This window comes from Kitasatospora sp. NPDC052868, from assembly GCF_044547105.1.
Classification (GTDB): domain Bacteria; phylum Actinomycetota; class Actinomycetes; order Streptomycetales; family Streptomycetaceae; genus Kitasatospora.
This window is the reverse complement of record NZ_JBITZW010000028.1, coordinates 16,783-36,670: the sequence shown is the minus strand read 5'-3', so window position 1 is coordinate 36,670 and position 19,888 is coordinate 16,783. Positions and strand designations below refer to the sequence as shown.

General features: G+C 68.7%; 22 protein-coding genes and 3 pseudogenes. 11 read left to right on the top strand and 14 right to left on the bottom strand.

Features of this window, described 5'->3' with window-relative positions:
- Positions 1–6 precede the first annotated feature (6 nt).
- The 3 genes from ACIGZJ_RS31935 to ACIGZJ_RS31925 all read right to left on the bottom strand — a co-directional run bounded on the left by ACIGZJ_RS31935 (position 7) and on the right by ACIGZJ_RS31925 (position 2,179).
- Positions 7–1,062, bottom strand: a complete 1,056-nt coding sequence (locus tag ACIGZJ_RS31935; protein ID WP_396460562.1) for a hypothetical protein — start codon at positions 1,060–1,062, stop codon at positions 7–9.
- Positions 1,063–1,071: 9 nt separating this feature from the next.
- Positions 1,072–1,512: a hypothetical protein gene (locus ACIGZJ_RS31930; protein WP_396460561.1), complete on the bottom strand. Its 441-nt coding sequence runs from the start codon at positions 1,510–1,512 to the stop codon at positions 1,072–1,074.
- 214 nt (positions 1,513–1,726) lie between these two features.
- Entirely contained in the window at positions 1,727–2,179 is a 453-nt protein-coding gene (locus tag ACIGZJ_RS31925; RefSeq protein WP_396460560.1) for a hypothetical protein, read from the bottom strand.
- A gap of 372 nt (positions 2,180–2,551) precedes the next feature.
- On the opposite strand from ACIGZJ_RS31925, the gene ACIGZJ_RS31920 reads away from it, so the two are divergent.
- From ACIGZJ_RS31920 to ACIGZJ_RS31895, 6 genes and pseudogenes are all read left to right on the top strand, one after another.
- Positions 2,552–3,199, top strand: a complete 648-nt coding sequence (locus ACIGZJ_RS31920; protein ID WP_396460559.1) for a helix-turn-helix domain-containing protein — start codon at positions 2,552–2,554, stop codon at positions 3,197–3,199.
- Between the two features lie 322 nt (positions 3,200–3,521).
- Positions 3,522–4,013, top strand: coding sequence for a hypothetical protein (locus ACIGZJ_RS31915; protein WP_396460558.1), 492 nt, complete (start codon positions 3,522–3,524; stop codon positions 4,011–4,013).
- A 953-nt stretch (positions 4,014–4,966) separates the two neighbouring features.
- A complete protein-coding gene (locus ACIGZJ_RS31910) occupies positions 4,967–5,710 on the top strand; it encodes a hypothetical protein (RefSeq protein WP_396460557.1) in 744 nt (247 codons plus the stop codon).
- Positions 5,711–5,868: 158 nt separating this feature from the next.
- A complete protein-coding gene (locus tag ACIGZJ_RS31905) occupies positions 5,869–6,204 on the top strand; it encodes a hypothetical protein (protein WP_396460556.1) in 336 nt (111 codons plus the stop codon).
- Between the two features lie 50 nt (positions 6,205–6,254).
- Complete coding sequence (locus ACIGZJ_RS31900) at positions 6,255–6,746, top strand: hypothetical protein (RefSeq protein WP_396460555.1); 492 nt, start codon at positions 6,255–6,257, stop codon at positions 6,744–6,746.
- A gap of 568 nt (positions 6,747–7,314) precedes the next feature.
- A pseudogene (locus ACIGZJ_RS31895) lies at positions 7,315–7,908 on the top strand (replication-relaxation family protein); the annotation flags it as partial.
- Positions 7,909–8,142: 234 nt separating this feature from the next.
- Here the strand turns inward: ACIGZJ_RS31895 and ACIGZJ_RS31890 are convergent.
- Together ACIGZJ_RS31890 and ACIGZJ_RS31885 are read right to left on the bottom strand one after the other, a co-directional pair.
- Positions 8,143–8,826 (bottom strand): DUF402 domain-containing protein, encoded by a 684-nt coding sequence (locus ACIGZJ_RS31890; RefSeq protein ID WP_396460554.1) that lies wholly within the window; start codon positions 8,824–8,826, stop codon positions 8,143–8,145.
- A gap of 523 nt (positions 8,827–9,349) precedes the next feature.
- Positions 9,350–9,868 (bottom strand): DUF4429 domain-containing protein, encoded by a 519-nt coding sequence (locus tag ACIGZJ_RS31885; protein ID WP_396460553.1) that lies wholly within the window; start codon positions 9,866–9,868, stop codon positions 9,350–9,352.
- Positions 9,869–10,494: 626 nt separating this feature from the next.
- Here ACIGZJ_RS31885 and ACIGZJ_RS31880 point away from each other — a divergent pair.
- Complete coding sequence (locus ACIGZJ_RS31880; protein WP_396460552.1) at positions 10,495–10,899, top strand: hypothetical protein; 405 nt, start codon at positions 10,495–10,497, stop codon at positions 10,897–10,899.
- Between the two features lie 98 nt (positions 10,900–10,997).
- Here ACIGZJ_RS31880 and ACIGZJ_RS31875 read toward each other — a convergent pair whose 3' ends face one another.
- The 5 genes and pseudogenes from ACIGZJ_RS31875 to ACIGZJ_RS31855 form a co-directional block, all read right to left on the bottom strand.
- Positions 10,998–11,504, bottom strand: coding sequence for a hypothetical protein (locus ACIGZJ_RS31875; protein WP_396460608.1), 507 nt, complete (start codon positions 11,502–11,504; stop codon positions 10,998–11,000).
- A gap of 54 nt (positions 11,505–11,558) precedes the next feature.
- Positions 11,559–11,699 (bottom strand): hypothetical protein, encoded by a 141-nt coding sequence (locus ACIGZJ_RS31870; protein ID WP_392941598.1) that lies wholly within the window; start codon positions 11,697–11,699, stop codon positions 11,559–11,561.
- A gap of 73 nt (positions 11,700–11,772) precedes the next feature.
- Positions 11,773–11,982 (bottom strand): annotated as a pseudogene (locus ACIGZJ_RS31865) (transposase family protein); the annotation flags it as partial.
- 447 nt (positions 11,983–12,429) lie between these two features.
- On the bottom strand, positions 12,430–12,732 hold the full coding sequence (locus ACIGZJ_RS31860) for a hypothetical protein (RefSeq protein ID WP_396460551.1): 303 nt from the start codon (positions 12,730–12,732) through the stop codon (positions 12,430–12,432).
- Positions 12,733–13,021: 289 nt separating this feature from the next.
- Positions 13,022–13,261 carry a hypothetical protein gene (locus tag ACIGZJ_RS31855; protein ID WP_396460550.1) on the bottom strand — a complete coding sequence of 80 codons (240 nt, stop codon included), beginning with the start codon at positions 13,259–13,261 and terminating at the stop codon, positions 13,022–13,024.
- Between the two features lie 323 nt (positions 13,262–13,584).
- Between ACIGZJ_RS31855 and ACIGZJ_RS31850 the strand changes: the two genes are divergently transcribed.
- Positions 13,585–13,941, top strand: a complete 357-nt coding sequence (locus tag ACIGZJ_RS31850) for a hypothetical protein (RefSeq protein WP_396460549.1) — start codon at positions 13,585–13,587, stop codon at positions 13,939–13,941.
- Here ACIGZJ_RS31850 and ACIGZJ_RS31845 read toward each other — a convergent pair.
- The 3 genes from ACIGZJ_RS31845 to ACIGZJ_RS31835 form a co-directional block, all read right to left on the bottom strand.
- Entirely contained in the window at positions 13,925–15,031 is a 1,107-nt protein-coding gene (locus ACIGZJ_RS31845; protein WP_396460548.1) for a hypothetical protein, read from the bottom strand. The two genes, ACIGZJ_RS31850 and ACIGZJ_RS31845, sit on opposite strands and share 17 nt — an antisense overlap.
- A gap of 465 nt (positions 15,032–15,496) precedes the next feature.
- Positions 15,497–15,811, bottom strand: coding sequence for a hypothetical protein (locus ACIGZJ_RS31840; protein ID WP_396460547.1), 315 nt, complete (start codon positions 15,809–15,811; stop codon positions 15,497–15,499).
- Between the two features lie 33 nt (positions 15,812–15,844).
- A complete protein-coding gene (locus tag ACIGZJ_RS31835; protein ID WP_396460546.1) occupies positions 15,845–16,012 on the bottom strand; it encodes a hypothetical protein in 168 nt (55 codons plus the stop codon).
- 170 nt (positions 16,013–16,182) lie between these two features.
- Here ACIGZJ_RS31835 and ACIGZJ_RS31830 point away from each other — a divergent pair.
- Positions 16,183–17,072, top strand: a pseudogene (locus ACIGZJ_RS31830) (IS630 family transposase); the annotation flags it as partial.
- Between the two features lie 51 nt (positions 17,073–17,123).
- On the opposite strand, the gene ACIGZJ_RS31825 reads toward ACIGZJ_RS31830, so the two are convergent.
- Complete coding sequence (locus ACIGZJ_RS31825; RefSeq protein WP_396460545.1) at positions 17,124–17,591, bottom strand: NADAR family protein; 468 nt, start codon at positions 17,589–17,591, stop codon at positions 17,124–17,126.
- Positions 17,592–17,808: 217 nt separating this feature from the next.
- Between ACIGZJ_RS31825 and ACIGZJ_RS31820 the strand changes: the two genes are divergently transcribed.
- The gene (locus ACIGZJ_RS31820) at positions 17,809–19,122 is read left to right on the top strand and encodes an IS630 family transposase (protein ID WP_396460605.1); all 1,314 of its coding nucleotides are present in this window, start codon (positions 17,809–17,811) and stop codon (positions 19,120–19,122) included.
- Positions 19,123–19,201: 79 nt separating this feature from the next.
- Positions 19,202–19,846 carry an SMI1/KNR4 family protein gene (locus ACIGZJ_RS31815; RefSeq protein WP_396460544.1) on the top strand — a complete coding sequence of 215 codons (645 nt, stop codon included), beginning with the start codon at positions 19,202–19,204 and terminating at the stop codon, positions 19,844–19,846.
- Positions 19,847–19,888 lie beyond the last annotated feature (42 nt).

Below are 19,888 nucleotides of genomic sequence, written 5' to 3'. Positions count from 1 at the left end.
AGTTCATCAGCGGGCACTGAGGATCCTGGATGAATTCATGGCCCGGGTCTTCAGAAGGTCGGAAACCTCGCGGATGCGATGACCCTGCGAGTTGATCATCTCGTTCTCGTACTGAGCCATCAGGAACTTCGCGACTCCCGAGAAATTCGCCCTGTCCCGACAGTCCCTGTCCGCGACCGCGGTCTCGATCTCGTCCCGGGAAGGCGACTGGCCTGCGCCGTCCTCGCCGGTGCTCCACCGAGGATCGCTCATCGCCTGGTCGGGATTCTGATACCGGAATCCCCGGTCGCGCATGCACTCGCTCCATGACCGTACCGTGGAGGAGAACCGCGCGTCGGACCGCGCCCGGTCCCCGGCCTGAGCTCCCAGGACATGGAGCCATCGTTCGGGAGGAACGGTGGAGTCGAGTCCGTCGATCGGTATCGAGACCTCTCCGCCGTTGAGGGTGCGGCGGGTTTTCCCATCGCACCCTCCCTCGGGCACCGTCTCCCCCCGAAACCGGGGAACGCTCCCTTCGAATACCGCGATCTGGTCTTCGGGGACGACTATGGGTCTACTTCCGCGTCGGGCGGCTGCTGCCATGTCGTCCGCGAAGTTCGCCGGCCCTCGATATCCGTAGCGCTCGACCTCGTGGGCACCGAGCCAGCCGAGCGCGGTCGCATGCCTGGGGTACCGGGAAGCGGAGACCTCGGGAACGCTGAGAGTCAGTCCGAAAGAGGCCATGCAATCACGCAGCGAGTGCATGGTCGCCCGCTGCACCTGGAGGTAGTCCTCGTCCGGCAGTTCATAGGCGTCCAGGGGAAGCGCGAGAAGGCCTGCGGATCCCGCCCCTTGCGTGATCACGGGAGCGTCAGCCGCCGTCTCGGCCTTCGGCGCGGTGGTGCATGCGGCCGACACGAGAAGCAGGAGAGAGATCACTGTGGCCGGTAGTACCGATGAGACTCGCCGCTGCTTCACGGTCTCCTTCCGGTGCGGCATCGCAGGGTCGCGGTCGTCAGCGCCAGGAGCCGGTTCACGGACATCAGCGCCGACGAAACTCAGCTGCTCACGCGAGGGGGTCATCGGCTTCGCTCATCGCCAGACGACCGTCGGACCGTAGAACACGTTCGAGTGCTGGTACTTCGCCTGCACCTTGTAGGCGTGTGCGTCATCGACGCCGGCGGTGTAGTCCTGGGCCCACTCCCGTACGCCGTCCCGGTTACCGCACTGGTAGACCGCCTTGTCCGACTGGTTGACCCAGATCAGAGCCACGGAGTCGAGATCGTAGTTGTACATCTTGGCCCACGCGTACCACTTCCCGCCGTAGGTGCCCTGGTTGACGCGGATGTAGGTGGGTCCTCCGACGTTCGCGTACGTTCCGGGCACCGGGGAGACGTTTGTCGCCCTGGAGGGCTCCTTCAGCCAGCTCCCGCACCAAAGCGGGGCGGCGGAGGCCGCACCCGCGGATCCCATGAGGACCGCCCCGGCCGCCACTATGGTCACGGTCGCGCTAGCGATGATCTTCCTCAGCACTGGTTTCCTCCTACGACATGACTGATTCCCGTTCGGGGTTTCGGCCGGGCCCGGGTCGCGCACACACGGCGACGGACTGCATCCCGCGACCCGGCTCCTCGCAACACGTGCGCACCTTCCGGGCGGCGAACCCGCTACCGGTGGGGGGTTCGCGTCCCCCTTGCCGAAGCCGACGGCAACTGACTCTCCGTCGGGCCAGGGCGGCCGTCGTGTGCTACCGCCACACGACGGTCGAGCCGTACGAGACGGCGCCGTTGTGCCAGTGCTTGGCCTGGACCTTGTATGCGTGCGCATCGTCGACACCGGCGGTGTAGTCCAGGGAATAGTCGGTTGACCCGTCTCGAGAGCCGCACTGGTAGGTCGCCTTGTTCGACTGATTCACCCAGATCAGCGCGACGAGATCACCCTGCCAGCCGTTGTACAGCTTGGCCCATGCGTACCACTTTCCGCCGTACGTGCCCTGGTTGACGCGGATGTAGCCGTTGCTCGGGCTCGTGACGGACGCCTGCGTTCCGGGCACCGGAGAAATGTTTGTCGCCCTGGAGGGCTCCTTCAGCCAGCTCCCGCACCAAAGCGGGGCGGCGGAGGCCGCACCGGCGGACCCCATGAGGACCGCCCCGGCCGCCACGGTGGTCACGGTTGCGCTAGCGATGATCTTCCTGAGCATTCGGACTCCTCTAACGGGGCGTTCCGGGGGCGCCGTGTGGCGTGTGTCCAGATTGCTGCAGAGCCTGTTCCCCCGACTTGTACGAAGGCGCACTCTCTTCACCGGAGCGACGCGCACTCTCGCGTAGGGCCGCAGATGGAGGTTGAAACGGCCATGGAGTCGAGGAACACGGGCGGGTACGCGGAACGTCGCGCACCCGAGCGGTTACGCGCTCAGATCGTGATGTACCGAGGTCATCGCACTGCGGGGCCGAGACCGGTCAGGCTCACTCTCCCCTCCGCCACAGTCACGTTGATCCTGGGTTGGGGAGATCCCCTGCGCCTGCTCGAATGCACCCGGGGCGTCCTGGCGGAGCGGACTACGTGGCATGCGATGCTCGCCGGTCTGCAGACATCATCGGTGAAAGGGGGATACGAGGGCGTTGCGGAGTCGGTCGAGGTGGAGTTCACTCCGCTCGGCGCGTACATGTGCCTGGGGCTGCCGCTGCACCACCTGGCCAACCGCCACATGCACCCGGACGAGGTGCTGGGCACCGGCTGGTCAGCGAGGACCACCGAGCAGCTCATCGCCGTACCGGACTGGGAAGGGCGCTGGGCGGTCATCGACAGCGCCCTGACGCGGCGCATGGCGGACGCATCGCCGCCCTCGCCGGTCGTCGCCGAGGCGTGGAGTCGGCTGCGTGCCTGTCACGGGCAGCTATCCGCCAAAGATCTGGCTGTTGCCACGGGCCGCGGCAGCCGACGGTTGCAGGTGCTGTTCCGAGAGCAGATCGGACTGCCGCCGCAATCAGTCAGCCGGATCCTGCGGTTCCAGCGGGCGCTCACCCTGCCGTCCGGCACCCGCCGGTCGCTGGCCGATCTGGCGGCTTTGTGCGGCTACTACGACCAGGCGCACATGACCCGTGACTTCCGTGACCTGGCCGGGCTCACCCCCGCACAGCTGCGCACTCTCGCCGACCATGCCGCCGCCAGGGGCGGGTCTCCTGCTGACGGACGGCTGCCCCATGTCTTCAATCGCTGAACCACCGCTCTGTCGAGCTCGAACCGGTCCTTCCCAGCGCGTCCGTCCTCCGCCCGGCCGTCGGAAAAGGCGTCCCCGGCCCAGGGCACGCACCGCGAGATCGGCTTCGATGGGTACGCTGCCGGGCCTGATACTGGTGAGGTCGTCTATTCAACTGTCGCCAATTCTCGAGGCAGGGCACTACGACAGTGACCACCTGTAGTCGCCTGGACTCGTCTGGCGTGTCGGGAATCCCAGGGCCCTACGTGACACTGGCCCGTTGCCGCAGTGTCGTTGGCGGGGTGTGTACTGGTGCCCGACCTGCTGCGACCTGGAGGTGCCGATGGCTCGTTTGTACGTACGTTCCGGCCTGGACCCCGACGAACCGGACGTGCCCGTCGCCGTCCTCGTCGTTGATCCCGAGGGCACTCCCGGGGAGCGCGCCGTGGCCCGGCTCGATACCTACAGCCACGAGGTGAACGGGTGGGCCTGCCTGTTGCAGACCGACGGTTGGGTCGAGCACGTACGCGACGGCGGCCAACTGTCGGTCGCCGTCGCCCTCTACCCGGGCACATTGCTCGCGGTCCGCGTGGACCCCGCCGACTTCACCGACCGGTCGGCCGTCGACCCGGAGGCCGTGGTGGTCCTGCGTGCGCAGACAGCAGCCGCTCCGGATGCGTCCGTACGACTGTCCGAGGGGACCGCCGTCTTCGCCACCAGTCTGGACATTCCACTGGACGAGTTGATCGCGACCTACGACGACTGGCCGATGGTGCTCGCGCCCCCGCCCGAGGAGCCTTACGACGACGAGGAGGACGCTCCGTTGGAGGAGTAGGAGAGGTGGACTTCAACGGCTACCGTACTGGTGAGGTTGCCTATTCACCTGTCGTCAGTTCGTCGTGGTGTCCAGCCGGATGGTGACCGCAGGTGGTCACCAGCGGCGTAGCCGTGCTGCAGCAGCGGATCCGCCGTCGAGCATGCACGCAGAAGGCCCGCCACCGTTCCCCGGTGGCAGGCCTTCAGCCGTTGCGCGGCCGGCGCAGTCGGCCGGTATCCAGGAAGCGGCAGGTCCTGACGGCCTTCTCGCATTCCGTGCCTCGATGACCTGCGGATGCGAGGCGGCGAAGGCGTCGACCTCGGCCAGGGCTGACTCCTTGAGAGGCTGTCGCACGCGGTAGTACTGGCCGGGGTCTCCATCCTCGTGGGCACGCTCCCGTTCCCGGTCGTCGGCTTCGGCCACGGTAGCTGCCGCGTTTGCGAGGAGGGCACGCCCCCAGGCAAGGCCCGGTCCTCCGTTGCGCGCAGCACCGCGGTCTGGGTCATCTCCTTCGCGGTCTGGTCCGCCTGGTCCCGGCGCCAAGCCGCGACGCTGCTCGAGCTCGTCCTCGATATGGTCCCAGGCTCGGTAGAGCGAGGCCGGAGACCGGGAGATGCCGGCCTCGCGGGCGGTGGATGGCTGCGCGGATCCGCGGCTCGACCTTGTCGCGCTGGTTCTGGCTGAGCGCCATGCCATTCGGACGAGTCCGCCCACGAGATCCTGCTGACCCTGGACGCCCTGGTGATCGCGATCATCACCGACCGCTCCGCACGCTGACCGCATCCCCCGGCCTGCCGAACCGCCGAGCGCCGACAGATGCGCCAATCACCCCCGCTCGCAGGCATCAGAAGGCCACCATCGGTAGGAGCACACCAACGCGCCACGGCGCCCGGCCGGACCGGTCTCGCTGCCCGGCTCCGATATCACCATCCGGGACGACCACGCCCCGCGCCGTACAGAGAGGAATCGCAATGCCGACCCAGGACCAAGCCGCCCGCGACACCCAGCCGTACCTGCAGGGCACGGTCAACGGCCGCTTCCACGCCAACCCCGCCTTCGCCGACGCCATCAACAACGGCACCGTCGTCCACGAGCTGCCCTACCGAGGTGAGCTCACCCAGGTCGTGTCCACCGAACTCGGGCCGTTCGGCCGGCACAGCGTCTTCGGGGTCCTGCGCGAGACCTTGCTCGGGGACCAGAACAGCCAGTGGGTGGCCTTCCCAAGTATCGGCGCCGCCGAGGCCTGGAGCCGGTTCACCGTCGCCCACTGGCTGGCGAACCACAGCGGCGAGGAGAACCGGCACTTCTCGGTCTGGCGCGGTGAGGGCTGGACCGTGGAGATCGACCACCACCGCCAGCGCTACACCGCTGTTGTGGGGCTCGCCCCCGGCCTGTACGTCGAGTGCTACGACGCCGCAGCGGACACCCAGGAGGGGAGCGAGTCCCGGACAGTGGCCGAGTTCCGCGGCTGGGCCCGGCTGGTGGAGCTGCTCCCGGCCTGCAGGGCCGACTGGCCGTTGGGCATGGTGTGGGAGCACGAGCGGGTGCTGGCCGTTCACGCGGGCATGCTCGCCAAGCGCGACCGCAAGGCCGCAACTGCTGCCGCCGACCAGGCACACGAGGAGGCCGACCCGCTCACCACCGAGGCCGTAGCGTCCAACTGGTGGGTGCGCCTCCGCAAGCGAGTCGCAGCGCTGTTCACCACCTCGCCGTGACAGCTGCGTTCATCGGCATCCCTGCTCGCTGACACACCCGTCCCGACTGGGTCGCCGAAGGGCACCTGGCCGAACTCCGGGGCCGCCTTGCCGGGAGCCGGGAGGACCGGCACCTGGTCGACTGGGACCGTCGATGCGCTCGGCGGCATACTGGCGGGATGAGTTTCGGGGTGGGGTCCGGCGAGAGCAACTGGGGCGCCGAGGCGCTCCAGGAGATGTTGGGGCGTGCGGCGGAAGGCATCGGGGACGTCCTGCCAGAGCCGGATGGGCAGTGGAGCCGCATCGCGGTGTACCTCAACGCGGAGCTCGGCCGACGGGTGACGGTGCATCCGGCCGACGAGCAGCGTCGAGCCTTCCTGACGGAGCACGCCGTACGGATCGCCGTGACCTTCCCCGAGCTGGAGGGCGTGGCTCGCCGCCGCTCGGCGATCCGGCCACAGTCGGGCGATAGTCAGACAGTCCTGCACATTCGACCCCCGGGTTGGCGCGAGTGAATGTCATGTTTCCTTCATCCCACGATCTGGGCAACGGAAGGGCAACGATCGTGATCAAGAAGTTGGGACTCGTCGCGGCATCCCTCGGCATGGTGCTCATACCGCTGGCTGGCACGGCGTCCGCGAAGACCCTCGACGCGAAGCCGACCACGGACACGGCGGCACCGGCCGTCGCCGCTCTGAGTTGTGGGTCCGGCTACAAGTGCGACAACACCGACCCCGGAACCTTCTCCTTCGACCGCACAGACACCGACGCCGACAGGAACGACCCCGGGTGCGCGACGCTGCAACTCCGTTCGGGCCGTAACAGCGGCTACTGGTACGCGTGGGCACGCCTCCAAGTCGCCTCCGGCTGCGGTCTCTACCAGGGGTGGATAGACCGCTCGTACGACGGCGGCAAGACCTGGCAGCAGTGGCTCGGGCTCTTCCAAACCTACGGCTCCAATTACGGGAACATGTACTACTGGCCGGACACCGCGACGGTCCGTGCATGCGCGGTCCGGACCAATGGCGGCAAGACGATCTGCACGTCATGGCACTGAGCCCCCGCCGACCAGTCGAGGGACAGAGCTGGTCACGGTGCGATGGCTTCTGGCATTGCATGAGTGCGGAACGCCGTCGAATGGACCCAGAGACGGCGATCTGCGGCGGGAGTACCGATCGCAGCGAAGGCCCGGGCGTGCCGCACCGAGGCCGGCACGTTGGAGGCCGGCACGGATCTGGCCTGCTCCCTACTCTCTGGAACAGGCGAGGGAGCGCCGACAGGGCGCGGCGATCCGGGACCATCGCCTCGTACGAGGAGCACCGGCCGGCTGAGCACGTGCTGAGCGTCCAGCCCGCATTCCGGCAGTCCTGACCCGCCATCAAGGGGTCCGGCCCCGACATCAAGACATTCGTCAAGGCGTCCCGGGGCCATCTCCGAAGTTGGAGGCAGGGCAACAAGGTGTTTTCCAAGGCTGGAGGCTTGACGGCTTATCACCTTGGTAGCAGCCGCTACGTGATCGTTGCCGCAGACGGGTTGATCGCCAAGGGATCCGCCAAGGTGCGGGGGGTTCAGTTCGGCGACCGCGCGGAGCACCCGGCCCCGCGCCAGCCGAAAGGGCACCCCCGATGGCGACGGACAACAGCACCACGAAGAAGACCACGGCAAGGGCAAGGACGGGTGCGGAGCCGGACAGCGAGACGCGGGAGGTGGAGATCACCTGGGCCGTGGTGGCCTCGCTGTTCCAGTTCCGGATCGCCACCGCCGAGCAGCTGCGCCGCATTCACGCCCCGGACAGCGGCATCGAGAAGATGCGCAGCCGGCTGCGCAGGCTCCGCGAGCAGGGCCTGGCCGAGGAGCTGGTGCTGCCGCGGTCGGGGCGGGCGAAGGGCTGGTTCCTGACCGAGCACGGCGCGCGGATCGCGGCCGCGTTCCCCGAGCTGGCGGACATCCCCGCGCCCCGGCTGCCCGGGGACAGGGAGGCCTTCAAGTTCACGCTGTACCACCAGCTCGCCGTCGTCCGCACGCACCTGGTGTTCCTCGCCGACGCCCGCACCCGCGGTGACTCCTACGGGCCGTTCGACCTGGTCCCGGAGATCACCCACCGCTTCGCCGAGGGGAAGGAGGGCACCGTGCGCCCCGACGGCCTGCTCCACTACGGGAGCACCGCCCCCGACGGGGGACGGGTGTCCAACCGGGCGTTCGTCGAGGTCGACCGCGCCACCATGGGCGGGCCCCGCCTCACCGCCAAGCTGAACGCCTACGCCCGGTACCGGGCCACCGCCACGCTCCCGGCCGGGATGCGGGCCGGCACCATCGAGGCCGTCCAGGGCGGCCGCAAGCCGCTGTGGGAGCGCCGCTACCCGGCCTTCCCCGGCTATCGAACGGATACCTTGGAAGGCCATCAAGGTACGGAACGGCCCAGCGCGGAGACCACCAGGACGGCCCGCAGGCGGTCAGTGCGCAGGCGTGCCGTCCGCACCGCCGGGCAGGGTCGGCAGTGGCCAAGCCGGGTCGGGCAGCCAGGTGGTCCACGGGTCGGCGAAAGGGCCGGCCCGGTCCTGGAGGAGTCCGAGCGCGCGCTGGCGGGCCTGCTCGACCAGGGTGTGGAGGTCGTCGCCGACCAGGCCCAGGCGTCGGCCTTGCGCGTACTCGTCCTCGTCCTTCCACGACCAGGCCGAGAGGTCCGGCTCCACCACCAGGTCGACGAACAGGTCGAACGTGTCGATGCCGGCCGGGCCGCGGGTGTGGGGCAGCTCGAAGTTGACGTACCAGCGCAGCGGCTCACCCGTGCCGGCGTCCTGAAACCGGTGCACCGAGAAGTGTTCCCCGGTCAGGAAGGTGCTGCGCAGCGCGGTGCCGGTCCAGCAGTAGGGGGCGAGGGTCCAGGTGCCGGCGGCGAGGTGGTGCAGTCCGCTCTCGCGCAGCGCGGTGTCGCCGGTGCGCAGGGAGTCGATCCAGGTGGTCGGGGCGAGCGAGGTGATGCCGGGCCAGTAGGCGAGCTGGAGGATCTCGCCGGTGTCGTCGAGGACCCGCTGCGGCATCGCGGTCCAGACCCGGCCCGCGTAGACGTCGCGGCGCACCGCCGTGCTGCCGGGCTCGAACCGGTCGGCAGGGGCCTGCTCGGCGGGGGCGTTCACGGCCGGCTCCCGGTCGTGCAGGCGGGCTCGTGCCAGGTAGTCCGGACCACCTGGCCGCCCGGATAGATGTGTTCGCTGGACCAGGTCCGGCAGCACCCGCCCACGGCGCGCCGGCGGGCCGGGATCGGCGGCCTGGCGGCGCGGACCGCGGCAGCGGGAGCGGGAGCAGGCACGGCCGGTGCAGACGGACGGCGGCGACGGCGACGGTGGGGCCGGGTGGGAGTCGTCATGCCGAAGGCTCTGCCCGCCCGACCGCCGCGCCGAACCCGGCCGCCACTCGAACGGACCACGCCGGGGCGAAACTCACCGCCTCTGACCTGCGATGGAAAGTTTCCGAGCCCGGGGCAGTCGGCCCCTGGCGGGCAAACTCACCGGCAGCTCCGGGGTGAAACTCACCGGCCCGGGACGAAACTCCCCAGTGCAGGTCAGCGGCCTGCACCGGGGTGAGGGCGGGTCAGGACCGGCGCCACCAGGCGTGGGGGCGCTTCGCCTCCGCGGCCGCGGCTTCCCCGGCGACAGCGGTTCAAGCTGTGGCTGGCGGCTGCCCGATAGTGCCCAGGAGGCGGGCCTTTGCAGCGGCCAGCTCGTCCGGGGTCAGGGTGCCGGAGTCGGCCAGCCGCTGGAGCTTGGCCAGCTCGTCGGCGAGCGAGCCACCCGCGGTGCCGGTGGCCGCCGGGGCAGCGGGTACGGCAGGCGGCGCGAAGCGGTGGAGACTGGCGACCGCGTCCTCGACGGCCACGCGCAACTCCTCGAAGGCCGGTGCCTGGTTCTTCATGACGACCACGCTGTTCTCGTCCTTGACGGCGCTCGCGGTCTGGGCGCCGAACCCGGAGCGCCGTTCCAGCCCGCCGACCAGAGTGAACTGGATGAAGCCGTTGACGAGCACCCCGGGCGGCTTCCACTGGACGGCGACGATCTGCGAGACGTGGATGCGCTTCTCGCCCTTGCCCACCGACGCGCGTGCGAGAAACCCCTTGCGGGTGATCGTCACGTACTCCCCGTCGAAGCTGACCTGCCCATTGTGTCCCTTGGCCTCGATCACACACCCAGCATCGGTCGACCGTTGAACCGACGCATCCGGACACCGGTCGAGCCCGCCGGACCGGGCAGGACGCCATCCCCCCAACCAGTACAAATACCGGCCCGACTGCGGAAACGGGCCCGGGACGAAAGCCGGCCCCGCCCCGCAACAGCCCCGGCATCACAGGCCCCCGCCACCCCGCCGCAGCAACTCCCGCCCGCCGCCGTCGACGGGGCGGTGGCGGACCTGCTCCTGGCCGCCGAGGAGAACCCGGCCACCGCCGGGCTGTGTACGGTCCCGGACGCCCCGACGTGGCGACGCCGCGACACCCGGGCCTGCGGGGGTGTCCGAGCCGAACGCTGTGGAACAGCGGCTGGCCGGCGGAGGACGGTGCCGCGGATGTCGGGCCGGCGGCCAGCGGCGGACCTGCGGAACGAGCCGAGCCGGGAAACCGGACCGAGCGGCGACCAGCACCAGGCCGAGGGCGGCAGCGGACCGAACCGGGACAGGAGGCCGAGCAGCGCAGGGGGGCGAGCAGCACCAGGCCGGGACGGCTTCGAGAGCCCGGGGTCCGGCTCCCGGCGGCGGCCCCACCGTGCCGTGGCCGTCGCCCGGTTGTACGGTGGCGGGGCGACGAGGAGGCGGGGATGGTGCAGGGTGTGGGGCCGCTGGTGCGGGTGAGCGACGGGCCGGGTGGGCTGACGGTGTGGGGAGTGGCCGAGCCGGAGCGGTGGGCGGTGAACGTCAATGTGATGCTGGAGGCTGGCGAGGACGTCGGGGCGGTGGATCTCGACCTGCTCAGGGAGGTGCTGACGCACCTGGAGCAGGCGGTGGAGGAAGCCCGGCGGTTCGTCTGCGCAGCATGGGATATGACGGAGAATCAGGCCGGGTTGGACACACCGGAGGTGAACGTCTACGCCGACGGCTGGATGCTGCGGTTCGCGGAGGGGGCACCGCCGGCCTGCGAGCCCTTCGGGGTGGGGGTGTGGTTCGACGGGCTGCGGCCGGTGGGGGTGGAGGACCTCAGCGAGGTGGAGGAGGTCACGGACTGATCGCCCGCCACTGGGCCCGGCGCGTTCCAGGGGCGGTGTAGAGGGGGCCGACGGCGGGGCCGGTCAGGCGGCGGTGCGCGGCGTCGGCCACCTGGTGCTCAGACGGCTGGCCAGTAGGCGGCGAGCCGGGCCGCGAGGTCGGCGGTGATGTCGCCGACCTCCAGCGCCTCGGCCACCGCGTCCGGCAGCGCCTTTTCGGTCGGCGGGGTGTCGTCGGCGGTCTGCCGGTACCGCAGGCCGCCGGTGAACAGCTGCCGGACGGCCGCGGCGACGGCTTCCGGGGTCGGCAGCACTGCACCAGGGGCGAAGACCGGCTGGACGTGCTCGTAGCCGCCACGCCCGTCGTAGTCGCCGACCAGCCAGCCGGTGGTCTGCTTCCACGCCAGCCCGGCCCTCACGAGATCCTCCGGGTCGTCATCGTCGTCCTGATCGAACCCGGCGGAGCCGAGGTCGACGGACGCCTCCAGCCACATCAGCTCGCCGTCGGATCTGTCGTACTCGGTGAAGGAGTCCGGGCCCGTCGGGTAGCCGGCCTCACCGACCGCCCGGACCACCGCGTCGACGTACGGCTGGTGCGGCAGCTGCATCAACTCTGGTGGGGTCATGACCGGCCAACGACCGGCCCGGCCACGTGGACACGACGGCGCGGGCCGGTCCGGTCAGAGGCCGTGGAGGTGCGCCTGGAGGATGCTGCAGGCAGCGAGCTCCGGGGTGTCGTGGAGCACGGCCTGCTGGGTGGTCTGGTCGCCGAGGAAGTAGCCCTCGTATACCGCGACCCACCCCGCAGGGACAGGCTCCACATGACGGACGGGGCCGCCGGCGGGCAGCCCGGCGGACGGAACGAGCAGCCGGGCGGACGACCCGGGACGGCAGCGGATCGGGGCGTACGCCAACCTGCTCCAGCACGTGCACCGGGGCGTCGGCGATCCACTCGCCGACGGCCAGCAGCGAGGTCGCTCCCGCCAGCACGGCACATGCGGTGAACGCGAGCACGACGGCCAGCCGGTGTCGCACTCCGCGCGGATCGCGCGGGTCCGGCACCTCGGCCAGCCGATCAAGCAGGCCCGGGACTTCCTCAGGCACCACCTCGGGATGCTCGCGGAGCCGGTCAAGGGCAGGCGGGATCGGCGATGATGCGTCGGCAGGCACGGTCCTCCACTCGGATGACGGGGCGTCGAGAACTCCATGATCTTGGACGGCCGTGCCTGCCCTGCTGCCGGGACTACCACCAACTGTCGCATCGTCACAAACCGGACTGCCGACCTTGCCGAAGCCCTGCGACCACTGGGCTCAAGGGCCACTCGGTCGGGGAACAGGTCGACGCTGGTGGCGGAGGCCCCTGCTGCAGCAGCTTCGATCCGTACCGTCGTCAGGCGTTGTCAGACCAGATGTCTGAACGCATGGCATCCCTCGTCTGTAGGCGCAGGTCCAGGTACCTGCGTGTTAGTTCCTCGAACTGATCGCTGTCGATTCGCGCTCCGGCGCTAACGGCGTCACGCATCATTCGGACTGCCCCACTGCATTCCTCGGCTAGAGCGACGACGGCGCTGGGGCGAGAAGTTCCAGCTCGTGACGAGACGTGTAGCAGTGTGCGTAGGCCGCTCGTGTCTGCCGGTACCTCTCGCTCGCATCCAAGCCAAGCGTAGCGGCAATATTGCGCAGGTCACTGCCCGCCTGGGCATGGTCTGCGAGGAACCGCGCATAGAGCTGCCGTCGTGTTCTGCCCCACTCGACTGTCGTCTCTCGTTGCGTCTTCCTGCGCTCCACCAACAGCGCCGATCCCATCGCGATCACGGCACCGACCAGCGTGGCAAGCAGCGGTATCCAAGTCATTTCAGAACAGTAGGACACATTCGCGGCCAACTGACCTGGCGCGTTGGGTGTTTGCCGCCCTGTAGTCGACCAGGACGGGGGCGACCCGGGCCATGGAGTACTACCAGCGGCGGGCCTGACTGTCGTGGTCACGGGGCCATAAGCGGTGTCCCGGCAGACTGCTCCAGCAAGATAGACGAGTTCATCGCCGGGGCCGGGCGGCAAGTCCTCCTCCAGCGTCTCGGCCCGCACCCACCTGCCGGTCGCAGGCGAGAACGCAGGCTCAATACACTACAAATGGGACGAGGCCTCACTTTGTCGAGGCCCTGGGCTGCCAACCCCCATCTGCACCTCGAAAGAGGACAGCCGCTTCCCCGGGGGTCAGCTGCTCGGCAACGTGGCGGGCGGTCATCACTAGGCCCTCGCCGTCCTTAAGTAGGAAGGCGGTTCCAGCGAAGCCCTCGTTCCGTACGGTGTTGTCCGGCATGGCCCGGACCTTCATCACAGGGACGACGATGTTGTAGAGCTTGTCGTAGTCGCGCTCAGTCATGGCGCACCTTATCCCGTGGATGTATATCACTGACCCTGGTTCCACGGCGCCCCTGTATCGAGCGCCGCGCGCCCTCGCGATCTCAACACGCTGACTTGACAGACATCCCATGAGCTGGAGGGTCAAACGGCGAGTACGTGAGCCCACGGAGACCAGACAGTCCCCTTCCCATGGGCAGTCCGTCGTTCAGCTCGAACGGATGCCCTAAAGGCTGTCCCGTCAGTGATGTCGGCCTCTCGGGCATACTGACGGTCGTTGCCGTGGTGGCGCGGCTCTGGAATGGGGGCCGAGTGCCTGAGTTGCGCTGCGAGGCGGTTCGCTGGGTGGACGATGAGCCGTTCCCCGGCATCGTGGAGGTCCGGTTCATCGATGCAACGGGACGCTGCTGGTCCTTGATCGACAAGTGTGCGACTTTTGCCGCGCATCTCGGCGCGGAAGCGCAGCTCACGGTGCCCGACGCCGCCTGGTCAGTACGACAGCTCAGCGTCGTCCGTCTCGCCTTCCTCCTGCTCCTGGCCGGCCTCGTCGGTCCAGGTGCCGAACGGTCCGGGCAGGCCGGGCTCGTCGGCGCAGACTGGAGGGCGCCGCCCTTGAGCCAGTGCGGGCCGGGGATCACCTGGGGTTCTTTGAAGGACTGTCGGACGAGCCGTTGCCGTCCGGCCCTCACTTTGCGTGATTGAAGGCAAGGCTGAGTGTCTCTGTGCTTGTAGTACCACCCCATGTGACCGTCTGGAGGACTGCAGAGGCTTGCCGAAGGACGGCCTCTCGTGCCTCCTGAGCCAGATCCATCACTGTCACGAGGGGGTAGGGACTGGCCGTGATTCCGTTGGCCAGCAGGCGAGCGAGCACAGCGGTAAACGTCCCTTCCCCGCCAATGCCTGACGTGTCGTATGCCAACCCGTTCGCCTCCGTTGCAGCGAGGACGAACCAGTGCTTCAGCGTCAGCGGAGCACTGGGGAGCACGGCACCGGCGAACGCGGTGTCCACGATGAGGATCACTGCTCGTTCTTGTGAATGCTGTCCCGCCTGTGTCAGTAGGCCCTCAAGGTCGAGGGATGTCTGCAACAGGTTGTCCTCTTGGGAGTCCTCCATGATCAAGGAAAGGCGCGCGGACTCGTTGAGGTAACCGTGCCCGACGACGTGAACCACCAGAAGCTCCAAGGGGGCCGCCAGGGCTTCGCGGATCGCACGGTGTGCCTCTTGGTTTGTCGGATCGAGCATGACGGTCAAGGACATCCATGGTGCGGCGCTGACCACCGCCGCGGCCATGCGCTCGCAGTCGCGACGAACGCCGGGCAGCATGTGGAAGGGAGTGCCGGGGGTACTGCTGCCGATCAGCAGGTAGGAGCACCTTCGGCGTTCCGGGATCCACCACTGGTTTCGTCGGGGGGAGTGGCCACCACCGTGCAGAGTTGGGACGGACAGGGTGTGCGGCGTGGGTTCCCCAAGACGTTCCAACTCTTTGAGTCCCGCCGCCCATGCCTTCGCCCAGGCGTCCTGCCAGGAGTGCACCTCTCGGGCGCGGTCGGGTACGGGGATCCCGTTCTTCTCCGCGTAGTGTCGACAGGCAATGACGAACGCGATGACCACGTTCGACTTCGGCGGGAGCCGACGACCGCGAACGAGATCTGATGCGGTGGTGCGTGGCAATGGTCTTCCCACCTTGTCCGCGCAGGACTCCAGGTCGCGGAACGACGGCTGGCCAACATCTTGGCGTAACTGCCGAAGATCCTCCGCGAATGCCTCAATCAGCTCCTCTCTTGCCCCCATAGGAACGCTCCTCTCCTCTGTCCTTCGACGCTGGCCGTCCGAAAGTGGCCGAGCATGGCCGACTCTGGCCGCACGCGGCCGGGCCTGTCCGAGACTACTGACGCGCTGATCTGGTCTGTTGTCGAATCCGAGTATCGGATTCTTCAACGAGAGGAGAGGCCTAATGGGGCGGGAGACGGGCAAGAAGAGGATCGTCCGACGGCTCGGCCGCGCAGCGATGTTCAGCGCAGTCCGGGGGCTAGCGTCGGCGGGCGGGGCCGCGATTCTGGGATGGATCACCTGGTGGATCCAGAATCGCTGAGTGAGGCGCTCGGGGCGAGCGCATTCGCCTCGGGCCAGCGCCGTGGCGGGAGTCCCGGGGGTGCTTGAGAGAGACACTCCCGGGAGCCGGCCTACTCGGGGTCCAGTACTGGTAAGGATCTGTGATCGGGTGATCTGAGTTCCCCGTGCTGATGGCTGCTGATGTCACCGTGAGTGGTCACCGGGGGCGTAGTGCTTCCAGGTTCCTCCGGCTTCTGCGGCGATGGCCTCGGCGTGGACGGAGTGGTAGCCGAGCATCCCTGCGACCACCGAGGGTGGGGCCTGGAGGACGAGTTGGCGCATGGCGGCGGTGCGGCCGCGCAGGGCGGGGATGCCTGCGGCGGCGAGTCTCCCGACCTTGTGCCGCGGCTCCAGGAACAGGAAGTACGTGCTCAGCGCCTGGGAGCGGGCCAGGCGGGTGCCGCTGGGCGAGCCTCGCAGCACCCGCCCAAAGTACGCGTCCGCGTCGGCCGGCTCCATGTCCCACAGCGGTCGGCCGAACCACGGTCGCACTTACTCCAGGTGCCCGACGTCGCCACGGATCGTGCCGTCCGCCAGCCCGGCCGATGCCCGGGCCAGGACGAACCCGGCCAGCACGTCGGTCTCGAACCGCTCCAGCTCCTCCGCCGAGACCGGCTCCCGGTACTCGCGCAGGTCCCGCACCACCGCCAGCGCCACCAACTCGCGCCTCCTCGCCTTCGACCGGACCGCAGATCGGTCGGACGAACTGAGAACGCTTCAGGAATCCCGAAGTTACGTCACAGGCCGGCAGAACACCCGAAGGAGGAAGAAGCCCCTGGCCACGGCCTCAACCACTCAGCGGGGCTCAGGAGAACTCGCGGGATGTCGCACAGTGGGCGGGAGGCCGTCCCCGCCTGCTCAGTCCTGACGACGAGGACTTCGTCGTCTCGACGGCCACCACCCGCCCGGCCAAGCTCAGCCAGCCCTTCACCCGCTGGTCCATCCGCAAACTGCTGGCCTACCTGCGCCGGGTCCACGGCCGGGTGATCCGCATCGGGCGCGAGGCCCTGCGCTGCCTGCTCGCCCGACGCGGCGTCACCTTCCAGCGCACCAAGACCTGGAAGGAGTCCACCGACCCCGCGTACGACGCCAAACTGGACCGGATCGAGCACGTCCTGGAGCACTTCCCGGACCGAACGTTCGCGGTCGACGAGTTCGGCCCGCTCGGCATCCGCCCCACCGCGGGCAACTGCTGGGCCGAGCAAGGACAGCCGGGGACCGGCTCCCGGCGACCTACCACCGCACCCACGGCGTGACCTACTTCCACGGCTGCTACTCGGTCGGCGACGACACCCTGTGGGGCGTCAACCGCCGCCGCAAGGGCACCGCGAACACCCTGGCCGCACTCAAGTCGATCCGGGCCGCCCGCCCGGACGGCGCCCCGGTCTACGTGATCCTGGACAACCTCTCCGCCCACAACGGCAAGAAGATCCTCCGCTGGGCGAAGAACAACAACGTCCACCTCTGCTTCACCCCCACCAACGCCTCCTGGACCAACCCGATCGAGGCGCACTTCGGACCGCTGCGGCAGTTCACGCCGGCGAACTCGAACCACCCGAATCACACGGTCCAGACCCGCGCGCTGCACGCCTATCTGCGGTGGCGCAACGCCAACGCCCGCCACCCCGACGTCCTGGCTGCCCAACGCCGCGAACGCGCCCGCATCCGTAGCGAGAAGGGCCTCCGCTGGGGCGGACGCACCGTCGCCTTCGCAGCCTGACCAGCCCGCCGACCCTCCTGGGCACGGCATGGGCGATCACTTCACAGGACACTATCCGGAGTGACCGCGGCTTCCTTGGACTTCGGCGCGGAGTTGACTGCGAGTGCGCATCAGGATCCGACCGAGCATGTTCTTGCCGGTACCGGTCCTGCCCCGGCCCCAGTAATGGTCAGTGGTGGTGTCCTCAACGATCTCTTCGTCGGCGGTGGACAACAGGATGTCGCGGATGTCCGCATGCGCTCGGAACTTGGTCGCCACGGCACGACGCATCACGTCGTCCTTGACGCGGTCCCAGTCCCGCCGCAGCGGCTTGGACGGGTCACGGCCCAACTCAGCGGCACGCAACGGCGTGCGGGCCCGACGGATGAGATCGGCATGGCGGGTGCCGACGAACTTCTGGGCCTGGAAGTAGTGCTCCGAGGTCGGCCACACGTGCCCGTCGAGGTCCAGGCTATGCACAGAGAAGTTGGAGAAGCAGCCGTACGGGACTTCGTCGGCACCGTAGAAGTAGATCGTCATCCGAGCCTCGTGGCAGTAGCGGGAACCCGCACGGTCTCAGGCACCGGGCTGCGCCCGCAAACGGTTTTGCTCGCCCGCCCCTCGGCCTTCGTCACATTGCGGCCACTCCGAGCGGCAACCCGGCGAACCATCCCGGTCAGAGCACTAGTGTGATGCGCCACAAATCACGAGGGTAAGTTGATACCCTTTTATGGTGTCGCATCCTGGGCCTTCCGCCGTGGTGATCTCGCTGTCTGAGGACGAGCGTGCCGAGTTGCTGCGTCGGGCCGGGCCCTCGGACCGAAGAGCCGCTGAACGGGCCCGGATCATCCTGGCGTGTGCTGACGGTATGTCGAATGCCGCTGCCGCGAAGCTCGTTGGCGTTCAGGACAAGACGGTGCGCAAGTGGCGTGGCAAGTTCGCGGCCGAGGGGCTGGCCGGCCTGCAGGATGCCGGTCGCATCGGCCGCCCGAAGCCCGACCTGGTCCTGAGCGAGGCGGAACGGGACCAACTGATGCGCTGGGCCAGGCGGGCGAAGACAGCGCAGTTCCTCGCGCTGCGGGCCAGAATCGTGCTGCGCTGCGCGGAGGGCGGGACGAACCGGCAGGCCGCGACGGACCTGGGCGTCGACGAGTCCACCGTGGAGCGCTGGCGGGCCCGGTTCATTGGCAAGCGGCTGGACGGCTTGCAGGACGAGCCCCGTCCGGGCAGGCCGCCCTCGATCCTGCTCGACCAGGTCGAGGACGTACTGGTGGCGACACTGGAGTCCACGCCAGGCAACGACACGCACTGGTCACGGACTTCGATGGCCGCCCGCACGGGGCTCTCGAAGTCGACCATCGGGCGCATCTGGAAGAAGTTCGACCTCAAGCCGCACCTGCAGGACAGCTTCAAGTTGTCCACCGACCCGCAGTTCGTGGCCAAGGTGGTTGATGTCGTCGGCCTGTACCACAACCCGCCCGAGCGGGCTGTCGTGCTCTGCGTGGACGAGAAGAGCCAGATCCAGGCGTTGGACCGGTCCCAGCCGGTCCTGCCGATGATGCCGGGCATGCCCGAGCGCCGAACCCACGACTACCTGCGGCACGGCATCACCAGCCTGTTCGCCGCCTTCTACATCGCCGACGGCACCGTCATCAGCGAACTGCACCGCCGCCACCGGGCCCTGGAGTTCAAGAAGTTCCTGGTCACCATGGACAAGGCCGTCCCCACCGAACTCGACGTGCACCTGGTGTGCGACAACTACGCCACCCACAACACCGCCGAGATCAGAACCTGGCTCAGCCGGCACCCGCGCTTCCACGTCCACTTCACCCCGACCGGCTCTTCCTGGATCAACCAGGTCGAGCGCTGGTTCGGCCTGCTGACCGACAAGCTCATCCGCCGCGGCGTCCACACCTCCGTCAAAGCCCTCGAAGACGACATCAAGGCCTGGATCGACACCTGGAACGAGAACCCCAGACCGTTCACCTGGACCAAGACCGCCGACGAGATCCTCAAGTCCCTCGCCGACTACCTCGCCAAGATCAACCCACCAGATGCCACAGCAGAGTAGAACTTACCCTCGTGATTTGTGGCGCATCACACTAGGCTGACCGCGGCCAAGAGCACCCGAGGACACCAGGAGTCAGACAATGGCGATACTTCGTGACGCCCTCCTGGGCCTACGCCAGGCCGCCTTGGCGGGACTGCTCGATCTCGACGGGTCCGACCCCGCCTCGCGCGATGCGGTGCGGGCGCGGGAAACCCTCCTGGAGCCGCACTTCGGCACCGTCGCCTGGTCTGTTCCGCCGAGCTACCGGGCGCTGCTGGCGGAGCACAACCGGCTGCACTGCCGTCGGGAGGAGGATGATCGCGAGCGTGAGTTCGTTCTCGTGGACGAGGGGGAGCTCGTCGGGTTGAACGCCGAGCTGGTGCACATGCCCGAGGGGGTCGGTCGCGAGCCGGGGCGGTACCTGTCGACCAATCACCTGGTCGGGTTCGCCGAAGCCGGTTACGAGGCGGTGTGGTGCTTCGATGTCGCGCAGCCCGGCGGCGACGGCGAGTACCCGGTCTACTACCACCATCAGGATGAGCCGCGGGCACGCTGCCTCGCGGACGGCGCGTGGGAGGTGAAGGCCGACGCCGTGCCCGACTTCCCGTCGTTCACGGCCTGGTTCGAGGCGATGGCCGCGGCCTTCACCTCCGCGCGGCCCCCGGCATGGTTCGACGAGATGGGCACCCCAGCGCTGGTCTGGCTCGGCCGTGACGGGATCTTCCAGGCCGGCGGCCAGCACTGACCGGAGCCCTGACCGGCAGCGGCGATGCCGCGCGCGGTCGTG